We start from the raw sequence: 16174 nt of genomic DNA, 5'->3' as shown, positions 1-16174 counted from the left end.
AGCGCGCGGACCCCGTCCCACTTGAACTCGTACGCCCAGCCGTCACCGGCCGGGAGCGGCCCGGTCATCGCGAGCATCGGCTTGAGCGGCGCGCCAGGCACGACCCGACTGTAGTAGCAGGCCGAACAGCTCGCGTCCGGTTCTTTCGGATGCGAGCATGGTCGATACCGGGGAAGGGAGCGCAGGATGCGTGCCATCTGGAAGGGAGCCGTGTCGTTCGGGCTCGTCTCGATCGGGGTGAGGCTCTACTCCGCGACCGAGGAGAAGGACATTCGGTTCCACCAGGTGCACCGCGAGGATGGCGGTCGGATCCGCTACAAGCGCACCTGCTCGGTCTGCGGCGAGGAAGTCACCTACGACGACATCGCCAAGGGCTACGACATCGGCGGTGGCGAGATGGTGATCCTCACCGACGAGGACTTCGCCGACCTGCCGCTGACCAGCTCACGGGCCATCGACGTGTTGGAGTTCGTGCCGGCGGAGCAGGTCGACCCGATCCTCTACAACAAGGCGTACTTTCTGGAGCCGGAAGGCGCGGCGACCAAGCCGTACGTGCTGCTGCGCGACGCGCTGATCGACTCGGAGCGGGTGGCCATCGTCAAGGTGGCGCTGCGTCAGCGGGAGCAGCTCGCCACGCTGCGGGTCCGTGAGGGCGTGCTGCTGCTCAACACCATGCTCTGGCCGGACGAGATCCGTACCCCCGATTTCGGTTTCCTCGACGAGGACCTCAAGGTGCGCCCGCCGGAGCTGGCGATGGCCAGTTCCCTGATCGACTCGATGACCGGTGAGTTCGAGCCGGACGTCTTCACCGACGACTACCGCGCGGCGTTGCAGGAGGTCATCGACGCCAAGGTGGAGGGTCGGGAGGTCGTGCAGCCGGAGGAGGTCGAGGAGGCGCCGGCCGCCGCTGTGGACCTGATGGCCGCACTGAAGGCGTCCGTGGAACGGGCCAAGGCCGCTCGCGGCGAGCAACCCGCGCGTGGCGGTGGCGGCGGCGGCGAGCCGACGCCCATCTCGTCGGCCCGGTCGGCGCAGAAGGCGGCCGAGAAGAAGGCGGCCAAGGCACCGGCGAAGAAGACCACCGCGAAGAAGACCGGCGAGAAGAAGGCGGCCGAGCCGGCGAAGAAGGCCGCCGCCAAGAAGACCGCCGCGAAGAAGGCGGAGCCGGCGAAGAAGACCGCCGCGAAGAAGGCCGCACCCCGCAAGAGCGCCTGACCGTACGGCAGCGACGGCGGTGTCCGCCGGGCCGGGTACGCTCCGCCGGCCGCTGGCCACCGGAGGAGCCCCCATGCCGTACACCCCTGATCTGGACCGGTTGCTGACGCCCGGTGCCCGCTTCACCGACCAGCACGGCGGATACCTGATCGAGGTCCACCCGGTGGGCGACGTCGTGTTGCCGACGGGTCAGGTGGTCGGGTGTGACCCGCTGGTCTGCCCGGAGGCCGAACCGTTCACGGTGACCGTGCCGCCCGGTCGGCATCCCGCCCGCGCCTGGGTGGCGGTGGTGCTGCGGGAGGACGCCGAGGTGGACCGGCGGGTGGCCGCCCTGGAGCTGGTCGTCTCGGACGAGCCGACCACCCGTTGGGAACTGGCCGTCGCGGGCGACCAGGACGTCGCGACGCTCGGCGCGGACGACTACTTCGGGTACGGGGTCGACGCCGGCGCGGGCACCCTCGCCGACCCGACGGCGCTGGCCGTTCTGGAGGAGTGGGACGAGGACCGGGTCGAGGAGGTCTTCATCCCGACCGAGCTGCCCGCGTCGCCGGTCCCGGGGCTGATCACCGCCGTTCTGGACGAGGCCACCGGCGCCAACGTCGTCACCGTGGCCACCGGTTGGGGAGACGGTTGCTACGGCACCTGGATCGGTCGCGCCGCCGATGGTCGCGTGACATCGTTCGTGACCGACTTCATGGTCGTCCCGGAATAACCGCCCGCGAAGGCCCCGCAACTGCCTCGCTGGGCGATCCGAGGCGTCCGCGGCGGGCACGGTGGGCCGCGATGCGGGTACCGTGTGCGTCGGCTTTCCCCCCGGCACTGGGTGCCGGCCACACCTTCGCAGCAGGGAGTCGACGACGTGAGCGAGCGGACGCAGCAGAACCGGTCGGCGGGCGACCAGAGCCCGGCGACCAAGTCGGGCCGCCGGCTGGCGGCCCAGCTGGCGGCGAAGAAGGCTGCCGACGCGAAGCGCCGCCGCCAGGCGTGGGCGGGCGGGCTCGCCGGCGTCGCGGTGATGGCGCTGCTGATCGGCGGTTTCGTGTGGATCGACCGGAACCGGAGCGACGACAAGCCCGCCAACCAGGCCGGCGCGACCCCGTCCGCCTCGGCCCCGGCCCCCGACGCCGCAGCACCTCCCGCCCCGCAGCTGCCCGAGGGCTCCGACCCGGCGCTGGGCAGCAAGCCGACGGTGGCAAAGGGCACCGGCGACCTCAAGAAGCTCGCCGTCACCCCGCTGATCAAGGGCAAGGGCGCTGCCGTGCAGAAGGGTCAGACGATCACCACCAACTACGTGGGGGTGTTCTTCAAGGACGGCAAGGAGTTCGACTCCTCCTGGAAGGCCGGGCAGCCGGCCACCTTCCCGATCGGCGTCGGCCAGGTCATCCCCGGCTGGGACCAGGGCCTGGTCGGCGTGACCGTGGGCAGCCGGGTGCAGCTCGACATTCCGGGCGAGCTGGCGTACGGCAACGACGAGGCTGCCGCAGGTGGACGCCCGACCGGCCCGCTGCGCTTCGTGGTGGACGTGCTCGCCGCCCAGTGACCTGCCCGAATCGCCCCGGTTGTCCCCCGGTCGCGATGCAGTTGTTCACATGGGGCTTCCGACCCGTTACCCAACGGCAGTAGGTTCGGCGTCACCCCGGGCGGTCCGCCGCCCGGGGTGAGCATCGGGGACCGGGACGCGGAGGTGCACGTGACAGCGCTGGACGATCCTGGACGGACCGCTCGGTTGATGTGGACGCACTTCGAGCCGGTGCACGCGGTCACCTACTTCCACCCCCGGGCTCGTGCCGCGTACGAGGCGGTCGGGCTACGCGGCTACTGGCGGGGTTACTTCGCCAGCCGGGCCGCGCCGCTGGGCGCCACCGAGGCGGCCCCGGTGATCGCCGCGTTCTTCAGCTTCGCACCACCGATGGTTGCCCGGGCGCTGCCGGCGGTATGGCGGTTGGCCACCCCGCAGGAGGCGCTGCGTGCCCGCCTCACCGGTGCGGTGCAGGCCCTCGCCGAGCTGACGTACGAGCTGCCGGAGACACACCTGGCGGAGGCCGCCGACCTGCTGGAGCGGGCCGCCTCGGCGACGCAGACCGCCGGCCGGGTGCTCGGCGCGGTCAACGCCGCGCTGCCGGTCGGGGAGTACCCGCTGGCCCGGCTCTGGCAGGCCGCCACCACGCTGCGGGAGCACCGCGGCGACGGGCACGTGGCGGCGCTGGTGGCCGCCGGGCTGGACCCGGTGGAGACGCTGGCGTGGCGGATCGCGATGGACGGCTCGTCGCCACTGAATCTCCTGGGCCGGGGCTGGTCCGAGGAGCAGTGGCACGCCGCCCGCGAGCGGTTGGCGCAGCGGGGCTGGCTGACCGGGGACGGCACGGCCACCGACCACGGCCGGGCCGAGTTCCAGGCGGTCGAGGACGCCACCGACCGGGCCGCCGCGCACCCGTGGCAGGCACTGGGCCGAGACGACACGGATCGGCTCCGGGAGCTGCTGGAGCCGACGGCCCGGTCCTGCCATGCGTTGATCCCGGCCGGCAGCCCGATCGGCCTGCCCGCACTGCCCGGCTGACCGGGCGCCCGCCCGTCGGGCAGGATGGGGCCGTGGCTGATGCGGTGGTCTTCGACCTGGACGGCGTGATCGTGGATTCCGAGCCGGTGTGGGAGGAGGTCCGCCGGGCGTACGTGGCGGCGCACGGCGGGACGTGGCAACCGGACACGCAACGTCGCCTGATGGGCATGAGCACCGGCGAGTGGGCCCACTACCTCAGCGGCGAGTTGGGCGTCGACCGCACGGCCGAGCAGGTCGCCAGCGAGGTCGTCGAGGAGATGACCCGGCGCTACCGGGACCACGTACCCCTCATCGACGGCGCCGATCAGGTCGTGCGCCGGCTCGCCTCGCGCTGGCCGCTGGGGCTGGCCAGCTCGTCGCCGACCCGGCTGATCGAGGCGGCGCTGGCCGCCACCGGTCTGACCGACGCGTTCGGCGCGACCCTCTCCACCGAGCAGACCGAGCGGGGCAAGCCCGCACCGGACGTGTATCTGAGCGTCGCGCAGCGCCTCGGCGTCGACCCGGCCCATTGCGTCGCGGTGGAGGACTCGTCCAACGGGGTGCGCTCAGCGGCCGCGGCGGGTATGCGGGTGGTGGCGGTGCCGCACGGTTCGTACCCGCTGGACCCGGACGCCGCCCGGCTGGCCGTGGTGACGCTGGGAGCGATCGGTGAGCTGACCCCGGCGCTGGTGGACGACCTGGGTTGATCGAGGCTGAGCGGGGTACCGCAGCCGGCGGTGCTCGGCGCGGATGCCGCGCATGGTGAGGAGATCACGGATGAAAGCCATCGTGTACGAGCGCACCGGCGACCCTTCGGTGCTGGAGCTGGTCGACCGGCCGGTGCCGGAGCCGACTGCGGGCGAGGTTCTGGTGCGGATGGCGGTCGCGGGGGTGAACCCGACGGACTGGAAGTCCCGCCGCAGCTCCCCGCCGAACGGGTGGCAGATTCCCGGGCAGGACGGCGCGGGAGTGGTGGAGGCGGTCGGCGAGGGGGTCGACCCGGACCTGATCGGTGAGCGCGTCTGGATCTGGGAGGCCGCCTGGCAGCGGCCGTGGGGCACGTCGGCGGAGTACACGCTGGTGCCGGTCCGGCAGGCGGTACGCCTCGGTGACGCCCCGTTCGAGCTGGGAGCTGCCCTGGGCATTCCGTTCCTCACCGCGCACCGCTGTCTGACGGCCGGCGAGTTCATGCCGGACACGCTGCGCGCCGGTGCGCTGGCGGACCACACCGTGCTGGTGCAGGGCGGGGCCGGCGCGGTGGGCAACGCCGCGATCCAGCTTGCCCGTTGGGCCGACGCCACGGTGATCGCCACGGTGAGCAGTGCGGAGAAGGCGCAGCTCGCGGCGGCGGCCGGCGCCTCCTACGTCATCAACTACCGGGAACAGGACGTGGTCGAGGAGGTCCACAAGATCGCCCCCGACGGGGTCCACACGATCGTGGAGGTCTCCCCCACCCGCAACGCCTCGGTCGACGTGCAGGTGCTGCGGCACGGCGGCGCGGTCTGTATGTACGCCGACAACGGCGGCGACGAGGTGAGCATCCCGATCCGGGCGATGATGGTGCCGAACGCCCGGTGGCAGTTCGTGCTGGTCTACACGGAGCCGAAGGCGGCCAAGGCGCAGGGCGTGAAGGACGTGGCGGCGGCGGCCAGCCAGGGTGGAATCCGGGTCGGTGCGGACGCCGGCCTGCCTCTGCACTCCTACGCCCTGGCCGAGACGGCTGCGGCGCACCAGGCGGTGGAGGACTCGGCGGTGGGCAAGGTGCTCATCACCACCAGCGACGCCTGATCGGGTCGCTGACCACCCGATTTCCCCGTCATCAGGACAGAGGCGAACAAGTTTCGCAACAATGACGGTGCGGGGGTAACCCCGCGTGGAACGGGCGGCCCCGGCGCGGTGCGAACGCCGGGGCCGCCCCCTGGGGAGGGATCTTCCAGGAGTTACCCCTGCCCCAACAGGCGACAGTGCCTGGGAAAACGTTACGGGGCTGTCAGCTCCCGGACAGTCAGCTCACCCCCGGCGTACTGCGAACGGACGACCTTCTTGTCGAACTTGCCCACGCTGGTCTTCGGCACTGCGTCGATGAACGCCCAGCGCTCGGGCAGTTGCCAGCGCGCCACCGAGCCGGCCAGGAAGTCCCGCAGTTCCTCGGCGGTCACCGAGGCGCCCTCCCGGACCACCACGGTGGCCAGCGGTCGTTCGTCCCACCGCTCGTCCGGCACACCCACCACGCATGCCTCCAGCACCGCCGGGTGGCCCATCAGCGCGTTTTCCAGCTCGACCGAGGAAATCCACTCACCGCCGGACTTGATCACATCCTTGGCGCGGTCGGTCAGCGTGATGTAGCCGTCCGGCGAGAGGGTGCCCACGTCGCCGGTGCGTAGCCAGCCGTCGCGGAACTTCTCCTCGTCCGGGGCGTCGTCACCGACGTACCGAGCGGTCACCCACGGCCCACGGACCTCCAGCTCGCCCACGGCCCTGCCGTCGGCGGGCAACGGCTCGGCCGACGGGCCGACGATCCGCGCCTGCACACCCGCCGGCACCCGCCCCTGGGTGTAGCGGTAACGCCACGCCTGCTCCCCGGTCGCACCGGCGGGCGGGCGTGAGACCGACCCCAGCGGGGACATCTCGGTCATCCCCCAGGCGTGGATCACGTCGATTCCGAAGCGCTCGTCGAACGCGTGCATCAGCGCCGGCGGGCAGGCCGATCCACCGACGATCACCTCGGTGAGCGAGGACGTGTCGACGTCGTGGCTGTCCAGGTAGGCGAGCAGATCGGTCCATATGGTCGGCACCGCCCCGGCCAGGGTGGGCCGCTCGGCCGCGATCATCTCGGCGATCGGCGCGGCCTGGAGGAACCGGTCCGGCATGATCAGCGACGCGCCGGAGAGGAAGGCCGCGTACGGCAGACCCCAGGACATCGCGTGGAACATCGGCACGATGGCCAGCTCCCGGTCGGTCGGCGCGAGACCGAAGCCCTCCGGCATGCAGACCTGCAACGAGTGCAGGTAGATGGACCGGTGCGAGTAGGCCACGCCCTTCGGGTTGCCGGTGGTGCCCGAGGTGTAGCAGAGGGCCGCGGCGTCACGCTCGTCCACCTCGGGCCAGTCGTACACCTCGGGCCGGTCGGCGAGCAGCGCGTCCCAGTGGTGCACGGTGATCCGGTCGCCGGCCGCCGCCACCAGGGGCGCCGGGTCGCCACCGCCGACCACCACCACGTGCCGCACAGTGCTCAGCTCGCCGATCACCCGGGCCAGCAGCGGGATGAGCGTGCTGTCGACCAGCACCACCCGGTCCTCGGCGTGGTTGGCGATGTAGACGACCTGGTCGGGAAAGAGCCGGATGTTGAGCGTGTGCAGCACCGCACCCATGCTCGGCACCGCGAAGTACGCGACCAGATGCTCGTTGTTGTTCCACATGAAGGTGGCGACCCGCTCGTCACCGGTCACCCCGCACTCGTCGCGCAGCGCGTGTGCCAGCCGGGCGGCGGTGCGACCCACCTCGGCGTACGTCATTCGGCGGGGCTCGGCGCCGGTCCAGGTCACCACCTCGGCCGTGCCGTGTACGCCTGCGCCGTGGTCGAGGATCCGGGAGACCTGAAGGGGGGCGTCCATCATCGTGCTACGCATGGGTAACAAGCTAGTGTCGGCGGTCACACGTTGGGAACCCCCGTATGTTGTCGCAGGTGAGCATCTCCTGGGCCGACTCATACGTAGGGCAGTTACGCGCGATCGCCGGGGACCGGACGCTGATGTTCGTCGGCGCTCGTGCCGTGGTCAGCGACAACGCCGGGCGGATCCTGCTGATCCAGCGCTCGGACAACGGGCAGTGGGCCATGCCGGCCGGTGCGATGGAATTGGGCGAGTCGATCGCCGACTGCGCGGTCCGCGAGGTCCGCGAGGAGACCGGGTTACGCGCGCTGCGGGTCTGCGCGTTCGCCCTCTACACCGGCCCGGACCGGACGAGCACCAACATGTACGGGCACACGTACCAGGTCTTCACGACGGCGTTCAAGGTGGAGGAGTGGGACGGGCAGCTCGCCCGGGTCACCGACGAGACCACCGACGCCGGCTTCTTCCCCCGGGACCGGTTCCCCGCCCCGCTCTCCGCCTCGGTCACCGAGACGCTGGCAGATCTGGACGTCTTCGAGCAGACCAACCGGCTCATCCTGAAGTAGGGCGGCCCCGGAGCCACCGACTCCGGGGCCGTGGCCTCACCGCGGGTGGCGGAGCCCCGCGAAGAACCCCTCCTGGATCCAGTTCGGGTACGCGACCGGCAGCTTGGTGGCCTCGTCCAGCTCGGTGAGGTCCTGCTCGGTCAGGGCGAGATCCGAGGCGGCGATGTTGTCCACCAACTGCTCCTGCTTGCGCGCACCGACGATCACGCTGGTCACGGCCGGTCGGGACAACAGCCAGGCGACCGCCACCCGGGCCGGGCTCACCTCGTGCCGCTCGGCGACACCCTTGAGCACGTCGACCACGGCGAAGGCGTGCTCCGGGTCGAACGGGGTGAAGCTGGCGTAACCGGGCTGGGCGCTGCGCGCGCCGCTGTCGGCGACGGCGCCGTCCCGGCTGACCTTGCCGGAGAGGAAACCACCGGCGAGCGGGCTCCACACGGTCAGCCCGACGCCCGCGTCGAGCGCCATCGGCACCACGTCGCGCTCCACGTCGCGGCCCAGCAGGGAGTAGTACTCCTGCACCGAGACGAACCCGGCCAGCTTCTCGCGGGCGGAGATGCCCAGCGCCTTGGACATCTGCCAGGCGGCGAAGTTGGCGGCGCCGATGTAGCGGACCTTGCCCTGCCGGACCGCGTCGTCCAGCGCCCGCAGCATCTCCTCCATCGGGGTGACCTGGTCGAAGTTGTGGATCTGGTACAGGTCGATGTGATCGGTGCCCAGCCGGCGCAGGCTGTCCTCCAGGTTCTGCATGATGTGCAGTCGGGAGGTGCCGACGTCGTTCGGGCCGGGGCCGGTCCGGGAGTGCACCTTGGTGGCCAGCACCACGTCGCGGCGCCGCTTGCCGAGCGCCTGGCCGAGCAGCTCCTCGCTCTCGCCGTCGCTGTAGCCGTCTGCGGTGTCGATGAAGTTGACCCCGGCGTCCAGCGCGGTGTCCACCATCCGCTGGACGTCGGGCAGCGCCAGCCCGCCGAGGGTGCCCCAGAGGGGGTGTCCGCTGCCACCGAAGGTCATCGCGCCGAGCGAGATCTCCGAGACGTACACCCCGGTGGTGCCCAACAGTCGGTACTTCACGTGTCGCTCCTCGCGGTGCGGGGGTCGGAGGCCACGGTCGGGCGCTCCTTGGTCAGAGTGTCGGACAGTGTGTCCGGCAACGAGCGTACGTCGCCCACCCCGCACCCGCCCACCTAGGATTCCGGCTATGCCTTCGATCACCCGCCGTCGCCCACGCAACCCCGATGGGCGGGCCGCCGTCGAAGCGCGGGTGCTGGCGGCCACCGAGCGACTCCTCCAGGAGGGGATCCGCTTCACCGACCTCGGCGTGCAGCGCATCGCCGCCGAGGCCGGGGTGGCGCGGTCGACCTTCTACACCCACTTCCGGGACAAGAGCGAACTGCTCATGCGTCTCGCCGGCACCATGCGGGAGAGCTCCTTCGGCCGCACCGGCGAGTGGAACCCCGCCGGGCCGGGCGATCCGCTGGCGGCGCTGACCGAGATCTTCGCCGACGTGATCCGGATATACCGGACGTACGCCCCGGTGCTGGCGGCGGTCAGCGAGGTCGCCGCGTACGACGAGGTGGTCCGGGAGTACTGGGCGGCAGGCCTGGAACAGTTCGTGGCGCGCACCGTGCAGGTGCTCCGCGCCGAACAGGAGGCCGGGCGCACCCCCGCGGGCATCGACCCGGTGACCGCGAGCCGGCTGATCGTGATTGGCGGCGACCGCTTCCTCGCCGATCACGTCAGCGCCACCTCGGCCGACCCCGACACCGACGCGTCGGCTGCGAGAGAGTTGGCCGCGACCTGGTGGTACGGCGTCTACCGCCGCCCCGCCTGACCGACCCGGACCGACACCGACCTCGCTCAGATCATCGTCTGGGACTTGGCCTCCATGTCGGCGGCGGCCTCTTCCTTGGACTCGCGGGTCAGCGGCTTGCCGCCCGGTGCCGGGGCCTCACCGCCGAGCGGGTCCGCGCCGCCGGTCGCGCCCTGCGGGCCGGCGCCCCGCAGTTGCGTGTTGGGCAGCGTCAGGGTGACCACCACCGCCACGATGGCGATCAGACCGGCGGTCAGGAAGACCATGTCCAGCGCGTCGACGAAGGCGCCCTGGATGGCCGCGCGGACCGGCCCCGGCAGGGCCAGGATGGTCGCCGGGTCGTTGATCGAGATGTTGGTGCCACCACTCGCCGCCACTGCGGCCTGCTCCTGCGGCGGGAGCTGCGCGATGGCACCGGGCAGCCGGTCGGAGAGCCCGCTGGCCAGCCGGGACGACAGCACCGTGCCGAGGATCGCCACCCCGAACGAACCGCCCAGAGACCGGAAGAAGGTCGCCGAGGAGGTGCCGGCCCCCAGGTCGCGTACGGAGACCGCGTTCTGCACCGCCAGGATCAGCGACTGCATACACAGACCCAGCCCGACGCCGATCACCACCATGAACCCGAACGCCACCCAGAGGGAGGTGGCCACCTCCAGCTGGGTGAACAGGAACATGCCGACCAGCAGGGTCACCGAGCCGGCCACCGGGAACCACTTGTACCGGCCGATCCGGGTCATCGCCCGGCCGGTCAGGATCGAGGTGATGATGATGCCGGCCATCATCGGCAGCATCAGCAGACCGCTGCGGGTCGGCGAGGCGCCCTTGACGATCTGCAGGTACAGCGGGATGAAGATGATCGAACCGAACATCACCAGACCGATGATGAGCAGTGCCGAGTTGGCCAGCGCGAAGGTGGCGCTCCGGAACAGCCGCAGCGGCAGGATCGGCTCGGCGACCCGGGCCTCCTGGATGACGAAGAGCACCCCCAGCACCGCACCGACGACGAAGAGCCCGATGATCACGCCGGAGCCCCAGGCGTACTCGTTGCCGCCCCAACTCAGCGCGAGCAGCAGCGAACTCACCCCGGCGACCAGCAGACCGGCGCCGAGCCAGTCGATCGAGTGGTCCCGGCGCTCGAAGGGGATCAACCGCATCACGTGGTAACAGACCACGATGGCCAGGATCGCCAGCGGCACGTTGATGTAGAAGATCCACCGCCAGTCGGTCTCCGCGAAGTAACCACCGACCAGCGGCCCCGCCACCGACGAGATCCCGAAGACGGCGCCGAACAGACCCTGGTAGCGACCACGCTCCCGGGGTGACACCACGTCCGAGATGATGGTGAACGCGAGGGTCAGCAGACCACCGGCTCCGAGGCCCTGGATGCCCCGGGTGACGATCAGCTGGGTCATGTTCTGGGACAGCCCGGCCAGCAGCGACCCGACCAGGAACGTGCCGATCGAGAAGAGGAAGACCGGTCTGCGCCCGTACAGGTCGGCCATCTTGCCGTACAGCGGCGTGGACGCGGTCGAGGCGAGCAGGTACGCGGTGACCACCCACGAGTAGTGGTTGATCCCGCCCAGCTCGCCGACGATGGTCGGCAGGGCCGTACCCACGATGGTCTGGTCGAGCGCGGCCAACAGCATGCCGGTCATCAGACCGAACATGAGCAGCCGAATCTGCTGACGATTCAGCACCGGCGCGCCGGAGGCTTCGGTGGTCATGTGGCCTTCTATCCCGGACAGCGCGGAACATGCGCCCAACCACAAAAAACCCACCCCACCCGGACCCCATCCGGACCGTTGATCATGAAGTTAGCGCCACGACACGCCGAGTCGGAGGACGCTAACTTCATGATCAACGCGGACGAGACGGGGTTGGGGGGTGGGGTGGGTGGGGTGGGTTCGTCAGGCGGCGAAGACTTCGGTGATCTTCTGGCAGAAGGCCGGGAGGTCGTCGGGCTTTCGGCTGCTGGTCAGGTTGCCGTCGGTTACGCACTCCTCGTCGACCCAGCTCGCGCCGGCGTTGGTCAGGTCGGTACGCAGGGTGGGCCAGGAGGTGATCCGCCTGCCCCGCACCACGTCCGCCTCGATCAGCGTCCACGGGCCGTGGCAGATCACCCCGACGGGCTTGCCCGCGTCGAAGAACGCCTTCACGAACCGCACCGCGTCCGGGTCGCCACGCAGGAAGTCCGGGTTCGCCACCCCACCGGGCAGCACCAGAGCGTCGTAGCCGGCGGCGTCCGCCTTGTCCGCGGTCACGTCCACGTCGTACGTCTTCGACTGGTCCAGATGGTTGAAGGACTGGATGGAGCCGGGCTTGAGCGAGACCAGCTCGACCGTCGCGCCGGCGTTCTCGACCGCCTCGCGCGGCTGGACGTACTCGACCTCCTCGACGCCGTCGGCGGCCAGGAAGGCGATCCGCTTGCCCTGCAGTTGCGCTGCCATCTCGGTACATCTCCTTTCCGGGGTTACCTCAATTCCCTTCCCGCCTCCGGACGTCCGAAACGGCCCAGCCGGGCGGTAAGGGCACGGTGGTGACATGACCGCAGGTCAGGCGCGGGTCAGGTTTGGCCCGGAGGGCGGTGGGGACCCGGGGAGGCATGGCAGGAGCAGCAGCGGAACAGCGCCGGCTCGCCACCGTCGTGGAGAGCTGGCTCGGGCGCCCAGTCCTGATCGTCGGTGACGCCATGTTGGACGAGTGGCGCTTCGCCGACTCCGACCGGCTCTGCCGAGAGGCACCAGCTCCGGTCCTCACCCTGCGCAGGCGGATCTCCGCCGCAGGTGGCGCCGCGAACACCGCGGTCAACGTCGCCGCCCTGGGTGGCCGGGCGGTGCTGGTGGCACCGGTCGGCGCCGACGTGGCCGGCGACGAACTGCACGACTGCCTGGACCGCGCGGGCGTCTGGGACCGGACGGTCAACCAGCCGGGACGGCCCACCCCGGTGAAGCGGCGGATGCTCGCCGGCAACCAGATCCTGCTGCGCGAGGACTCCGGCGACCCGGACGACGCACTCGACCCGGAGGGCGTGACCCGGCTGCTCACCGCCCTGAGCTGCGCCACCGAGGAGTTGCGCGCCGCCGCCGGTGGGGAGGCGCCGACCCTGGTGGTCTGCGACTACGGCCTGGGTGCGCTGCCCGCGCAGGTCCGCGCGTGGCTGGTCGAGCAACGCGAGCGGTACGCCACTGTCGCGCTGGACGCCCACGACCTCGCCGACTGGCGGGGGCTCGCGCCGACCGTCGTCACCCCCAGCTTCGCCGAGGCGACCCGCCTGCTGGCCCGGGCCGGCGGCACCAGCCGGACGACCACGGGGACCGAACTGCACCTGGAACACCCCGACGGCGACCCGGCCGACGGACCGTCCGAACTGACCGTCGGTGCCGCACCCGGTGGGGTACGCGCCGACGACAGCACCGTCGACCCGACCCCGGAGCCGTCGCCGTCCGATCGCCCCGGGCCGGTAGGTGAACCCGTCCGGGGTGAGGGTCGGGTGGCCCTCACCGGCGACGGACTCAGCGTCACCGGCACCGGCGTCACCGTGAACGCCCAGGCCGGGGAGGGCGTCGACCGGGCCGTCCTGGCCGAGTCGCGGCTGGCCGAGTTGCGCGCGCACACCGGTGCCGACGTGGTCGCGGTGACCCTGGACACCGAGGGCGCGGTGGTCGGTGGCGCCGACGGGGCGCCGCGACGCAGCCACAGCACGCCGGTCCCGGCGAGCCACGCCGTGGGCGCCGGCGACGCGTACCTGGCGGCGATGACGTTGGCCCTGGCCGCCGACGCGCCGCTGCCCACCGCCGCCCAGCTCGCCCAGTTGGCGGCCACCATCACCGTCTCCGACACCGGCACCTGCGTGTGCCGGCGGGAGGACCTGCTCACCGCGCTCGACCAGCCGACCGAGACCACGGGCCATGCCGCGCTCGTCGACACCGACGAGTTGGACGCGATCGTCGCCGAGTACCGCGAGGCGGGACGGTCGGTGGTGTTCACCAACGGCTGCTTCGACGTGCTGCACCGAGGGCACGTGCGCTACCTGGAGCAGGCCCGCGCGCTGGGCGACCTGCTCATCGTGGCGGTCAACTCGGACGGCAGCGTACGCCGGCTGAAGGGCGCCGACCGTCCGGTCAACCCGGTCGAGGACCGGGCTGCCCTGCTCGCCGCGCTCGCCTGCGTGGACCACGTCGTGGTCTTCGAGGAGGACTCGCCCGCCACGCTGATCGAGGCGGTCCGGCCGGACGTGTACGTCAAGGGCGGGGACTACCCACCGGAGCTGGTCCCGGAGGCACCGCTGGTGCGCCGGCTGGGCGGCCAGGTGCGCACCCTGGGGTACGTGCCGGACCGGTCCACCTCCGCAATCATCGAGCGGATCCGGTCACACAGCCAGGACCCGTCGGCGCACCCCGTCGACCGGGAACCCGACCCGTCGCTGAGCACCCGCACCCAGACGTCGTGAACCGCCCCCTCGTCCTCGGCACGCCGGAGGAGTTCCGCGCCGACCGGCTGCTCGACGTGCTGATTCCGACCCGGAACCGGCCCGCCGAGCTGGCGGTCACCCTGGGCGGGCTCGCCGCCCAGGACGGCGTACCCGGTTTCGGGGTGGTGGTCAGCGACCAGTCCGACGGAGATCCGGCGTACGCGCATCCCGCTGCCGCCACCATGGTCCGGGCGCTGCGTCACCGGGGTCACCCGGTGCTGCTGACCCGTCGGCTGCCCCGACGGGGGTTGGCCGAACACCGGGCGTACCTGCTCGCCGCCTCGGCCGCCCGTTACGTCCTCAGCCTCGACGACGACATCTGGTTGGAACCGGGGGCGGTGCACCGGCTGGTGACGGCGATCGGCGAGCTGGGCTGCGGGTTCGTGGGCAACGGCGTGCACGGGCTCTCGTACGCCGACGACGTGCGGCCGGAGTCGCACGGGCACTACGAGGAGTGGATCGGCCCCCCGACGCCGGAGCGGATCCGCCCGGACACCCCGGAGTGGAACCGCGCCCGGATCCACTCGGCGGCCAACCTGCTGCACATCACCCAGCACCTGGCGCTGCCGCCGGGGGCGTGGCGGGCATACAAGGTCTCCTGGATCGGCGGGTGCGTGCTCTACGACCGGGCCAAGCTCGTTGACGCCGGTGGCTTCGACTTCTGGCGTCGGGTGCAGGAGAAGCACCAGGGTGAGGACGTGGCCGCGCAGCTCTCGGTGCTGGCCCGATACGGCGGGGCGGGCATCCTGCCCAGCGGCGCGTACCACCTGGAGTCTCCCACCACTGTCACCGACCGGGACGTGGAGGCGTGGGAGGTCGTCCTGGCCGACGAGGACAGCCCGCAGCCGGCCTGAACTACGGGTTGAGCAGCTCCCGGGCGGCTTCCAGCACCTCGATCACCGGGACGTCCGCCACGAAGGAATCCTGGTGCGGGCACTCGCCGTCGCCGGGCCGGTGCGGGTAGATGCCCGGTGTGCAGTCCACCCCGCAGACCGGGCAGTGCACCATCCAGGAGCAGATCGGCCGGTGCCGGCCGCGCAACGGATTCGCCGTGTTGATCAGGTTGCCGACCCAGAAGATGCCCACCGTGGGCGCGCCCACCGCGGCGGCCACGTGCAGCGGACCGGTGTCGTTGGAGACGACCAACGCGCAGTCGGCGTAGCAACCCAGCAGCCCGCCGAGGCTGAGCGTGCCCACCTGCGGCCGCACCGGCACCCCGGCCGCGGCGACGACGCGGTCCACCACCTCCTGCTCGGAGGGTGTGCCGGTGACCAGCACCTCGTAGCCGTCGCCGTGCAGCTCACGGGCCACCTCGGCGAAGCGTTCGGCGGGCCAGCGACGGCGGGTGTCGCTGGCCCCCGGGTGCAGCGCCACCCGGGGTCGGCTCACCGGGCCGAGCACCTGGGCCGCCTCGGCCCGGTCGGCGTCGGTCACCGCCAACGTCGGCACGATGGTGGTCGCCGGTGCTCCCACCAGCGCCACCACCTCCAGGTAGCGGATCACCTCGTGCTGGTAGTAGACGTAACGCAGCCACCGGTCCAGCGGCGGCGCGTCGTCGGCGCGCAGGCCGACCGTCACCCGGGCGCCGAGGCGACCAATCATCGGGTTGGAGTTCGCGCCGCCACCGTGGATCTGCACCGCCAGGTCGAAACCCTCACCCGTCGCAGCGGCCAGGAAGTCGTCCATCGACGACTCCGCCTCGCCCGGGTCGGGCGCACGAATGCCGGGTGCCGGCGGCACGACCAGCACGCGGTCCACCGGGCCGGGCCGGTCGCGCCAGAGCTTCGCGTGCCACGGCGCGCCGAGCAGCACGATCTCCGCCGACGGGTACGCGGCACGCAACGCCTCCAGCGCCGGCAACGCGAACACGAAGTCGCCAAGTGCGTTGGCGCGCAGCACGGCGATCCGCCGCACGTCGGGAAGGCGCTCGGCGGTCGGGCCGAGCAGAGCCGGGGTGACCACGCA

The 16174-nt window shown here is 71.6% G+C and carries 15 protein-coding genes and 1 pseudogene; 10 read left to right on the top strand and 6 right to left on the bottom strand.

The window, feature by feature from the left end:
* Window positions 1–101 (bottom strand): annotated as a pseudogene (locus KBX34_RS34260) (DNA ligase); the annotation flags it as partial.
* Between the two features lie 85 nt (window positions 102–186).
* Here KBX34_RS34260 and KBX34_RS13765 point away from each other — a divergent pair.
* The 6 genes from KBX34_RS13765 to KBX34_RS13740 all read left to right on the top strand — a co-directional run bounded on the left by KBX34_RS13765 (window position 187) and on the right by KBX34_RS13740 (window position 5539).
* A complete protein-coding gene (locus tag KBX34_RS13765) occupies window positions 187–1215 on the top strand; it encodes a Ku protein (RefSeq protein ID WP_210925256.1) in 1029 nt (342 codons plus the stop codon).
* A gap of 73 nt (window positions 1216–1288) precedes the next feature.
* Window positions 1289–1927, top strand: coding sequence for a DUF4241 domain-containing protein (locus tag KBX34_RS13760; RefSeq protein ID WP_141907664.1), 639 nt, complete (start codon window positions 1289–1291; stop codon window positions 1925–1927).
* 111 nt (window positions 1928–2038) lie between these two features.
* On the top strand, window positions 2039–2755 hold the full coding sequence (locus KBX34_RS13755) for an FKBP-type peptidyl-prolyl cis-trans isomerase (protein ID WP_088951209.1): 717 nt from the start codon (window positions 2039–2041) through the stop codon (window positions 2753–2755).
* 189 nt (window positions 2756–2944) lie between these two features.
* Window positions 2945–3772: a hypothetical protein gene (locus KBX34_RS13750; protein WP_210925265.1), complete on the top strand. Its 828-nt coding sequence runs from the start codon at window positions 2945–2947 to the stop codon at window positions 3770–3772.
* Between the two features lie 32 nt (window positions 3773–3804).
* Window positions 3805–4458: an HAD family phosphatase gene (locus KBX34_RS13745; protein ID WP_210925253.1), complete on the top strand. Its 654-nt coding sequence runs from the start codon at window positions 3805–3807 to the stop codon at window positions 4456–4458.
* A gap of 70 nt (window positions 4459–4528) precedes the next feature.
* Window positions 4529–5539, top strand: coding sequence for an NADPH:quinone reductase (locus KBX34_RS13740; protein WP_210925251.1), 1011 nt, complete (start codon window positions 4529–4531; stop codon window positions 5537–5539).
* 191 nt (window positions 5540–5730) lie between these two features.
* On the opposite strand, the gene KBX34_RS13735 is transcribed toward KBX34_RS13740, so the two are convergent.
* The gene (locus KBX34_RS13735; RefSeq protein WP_247671781.1) at window positions 5731–7380 is read right to left on the bottom strand and encodes a fatty acid--CoA ligase; all 1650 of its coding nucleotides are present in this window, start codon (window positions 7378–7380) and stop codon (window positions 5731–5733) included.
* A 56-nt stretch (window positions 7381–7436) separates the two neighbouring features.
* Here KBX34_RS13735 and KBX34_RS13730 point away from each other — a divergent pair, with 56 nt between their 5' ends.
* Window positions 7437–7928, top strand: coding sequence for an NUDIX domain-containing protein (locus tag KBX34_RS13730; protein WP_099850027.1), 492 nt, complete (start codon window positions 7437–7439; stop codon window positions 7926–7928).
* 36 nt (window positions 7929–7964) lie between these two features.
* On the opposite strand, the gene KBX34_RS13725 is transcribed toward KBX34_RS13730, so the two are convergent.
* Window positions 7965–8999 (bottom strand): aldo/keto reductase, encoded by a 1035-nt coding sequence (locus tag KBX34_RS13725; protein ID WP_210925249.1) that lies wholly within the window; start codon window positions 8997–8999, stop codon window positions 7965–7967.
* Between the two features lie 127 nt (window positions 9000–9126).
* Here KBX34_RS13725 and KBX34_RS13720 point away from each other — a divergent pair, with 127 nt between their 5' ends.
* A complete protein-coding gene (locus KBX34_RS13720) occupies window positions 9127–9759 on the top strand; it encodes a TetR/AcrR family transcriptional regulator (RefSeq protein ID WP_210925247.1) in 633 nt (210 codons plus the stop codon).
* Window positions 9760–9785: 26 nt separating this feature from the next.
* On the opposite strand, the gene KBX34_RS13715 is transcribed toward KBX34_RS13720, so the two are convergent.
* Window positions 9786–11462: an MDR family MFS transporter gene (locus tag KBX34_RS13715; RefSeq protein WP_210925245.1), complete on the bottom strand. Its 1677-nt coding sequence runs from the start codon at window positions 11460–11462 to the stop codon at window positions 9786–9788.
* Window positions 11463–11645: 183 nt separating this feature from the next.
* Window positions 11646–12185 (bottom strand): type 1 glutamine amidotransferase domain-containing protein, encoded by a 540-nt coding sequence (locus KBX34_RS13710; RefSeq protein ID WP_210925243.1) that lies wholly within the window; start codon window positions 12183–12185, stop codon window positions 11646–11648.
* A gap of 155 nt (window positions 12186–12340) precedes the next feature.
* Here KBX34_RS13710 and rfaE2 point away from each other — a divergent pair, with 155 nt between their 5' ends.
* Both rfaE2 and KBX34_RS13700 read left to right on the top strand, forming a co-directional pair.
* Window positions 12341–14188: a D-glycero-beta-D-manno-heptose 1-phosphate adenylyltransferase gene (gene rfaE2 / locus KBX34_RS13705; RefSeq protein ID WP_210925241.1), complete on the top strand. Its 1848-nt coding sequence runs from the start codon at window positions 12341–12343 to the stop codon at window positions 14186–14188.
* The gene (locus KBX34_RS13700) at window positions 14185–15063 is read left to right on the top strand and encodes a glycosyltransferase family 2 protein (protein ID WP_099850018.1); all 879 of its coding nucleotides are present in this window, start codon (window positions 14185–14187) and stop codon (window positions 15061–15063) included. Before rfaE2 ends, KBX34_RS13700 begins: the two co-directional genes overlap by 4 nt.
* Window position 15064: 1 nt before the next feature.
* On the opposite strand, the gene KBX34_RS13695 is transcribed toward KBX34_RS13700, so the two are convergent.
* Window positions 15065–16171 (bottom strand): glycosyltransferase family 9 protein, encoded by a 1107-nt coding sequence (locus KBX34_RS13695; protein ID WP_210925239.1) that lies wholly within the window; start codon window positions 16169–16171, stop codon window positions 15065–15067.
* Window positions 16172–16174: the final 3 nt, after the last annotated feature.

The sequence above is a fragment of the Micromonospora sp. M61 genome (assembly GCF_018070245.1).
Classification (GTDB): domain Bacteria; phylum Actinomycetota; class Actinomycetes; order Mycobacteriales; family Micromonosporaceae; genus Micromonospora; species Micromonospora zamorensis.
Note: the sequence above shows the minus strand (reverse complement) of the source record. Positions and strands in the feature narration are given on the sequence as shown.

Coding starts and splice junctions, on each gene's coding strand:
- KBX34_RS13765 (WP_210925256.1), top strand. CDS start 187: ATGCGTGCCATCTGGAAGGGAGCCGTGTCGTTCGGGCTCGTCTCGATC.
- KBX34_RS13760 (WP_141907664.1), top strand. CDS start 1,289: ATGCCGTACACCCCTGATCTGGACCGGTTGCTGACGCCCGGTGCCCGC.
- KBX34_RS13750 (WP_210925265.1), top strand. CDS start 2,945: ATGTGGACGCACTTCGAGCCGGTGCACGCGGTCACCTACTTCCACCCC.
- KBX34_RS13740 (WP_210925251.1), top strand. CDS start 4,529: ATGAAAGCCATCGTGTACGAGCGCACCGGCGACCCTTCGGTGCTGGAG.
- KBX34_RS13735 (WP_247671781.1), bottom strand. CDS start 7,380: ATGCGTAGCACGATGATGGACGCCCCCCTTCAGGTCTCCCGGATCCTC.
- KBX34_RS13720 (WP_210925247.1), top strand. CDS start 9,127: ATGCCTTCGATCACCCGCCGTCGCCCACGCAACCCCGATGGGCGGGCC.
- KBX34_RS13715 (WP_210925245.1), bottom strand. CDS start 11,462: ATGACCACCGAAGCCTCCGGCGCGCCGGTGCTGAATCGTCAGCAGATT.
- KBX34_RS13710 (WP_210925243.1), bottom strand. CDS start 12,185: ATGGCAGCGCAACTGCAGGGCAAGCGGATCGCCTTCCTGGCCGCCGAC.
- rfaE2 (WP_210925241.1), top strand. CDS start 12,341: ATGGCAGGAGCAGCAGCGGAACAGCGCCGGCTCGCCACCGTCGTGGAG.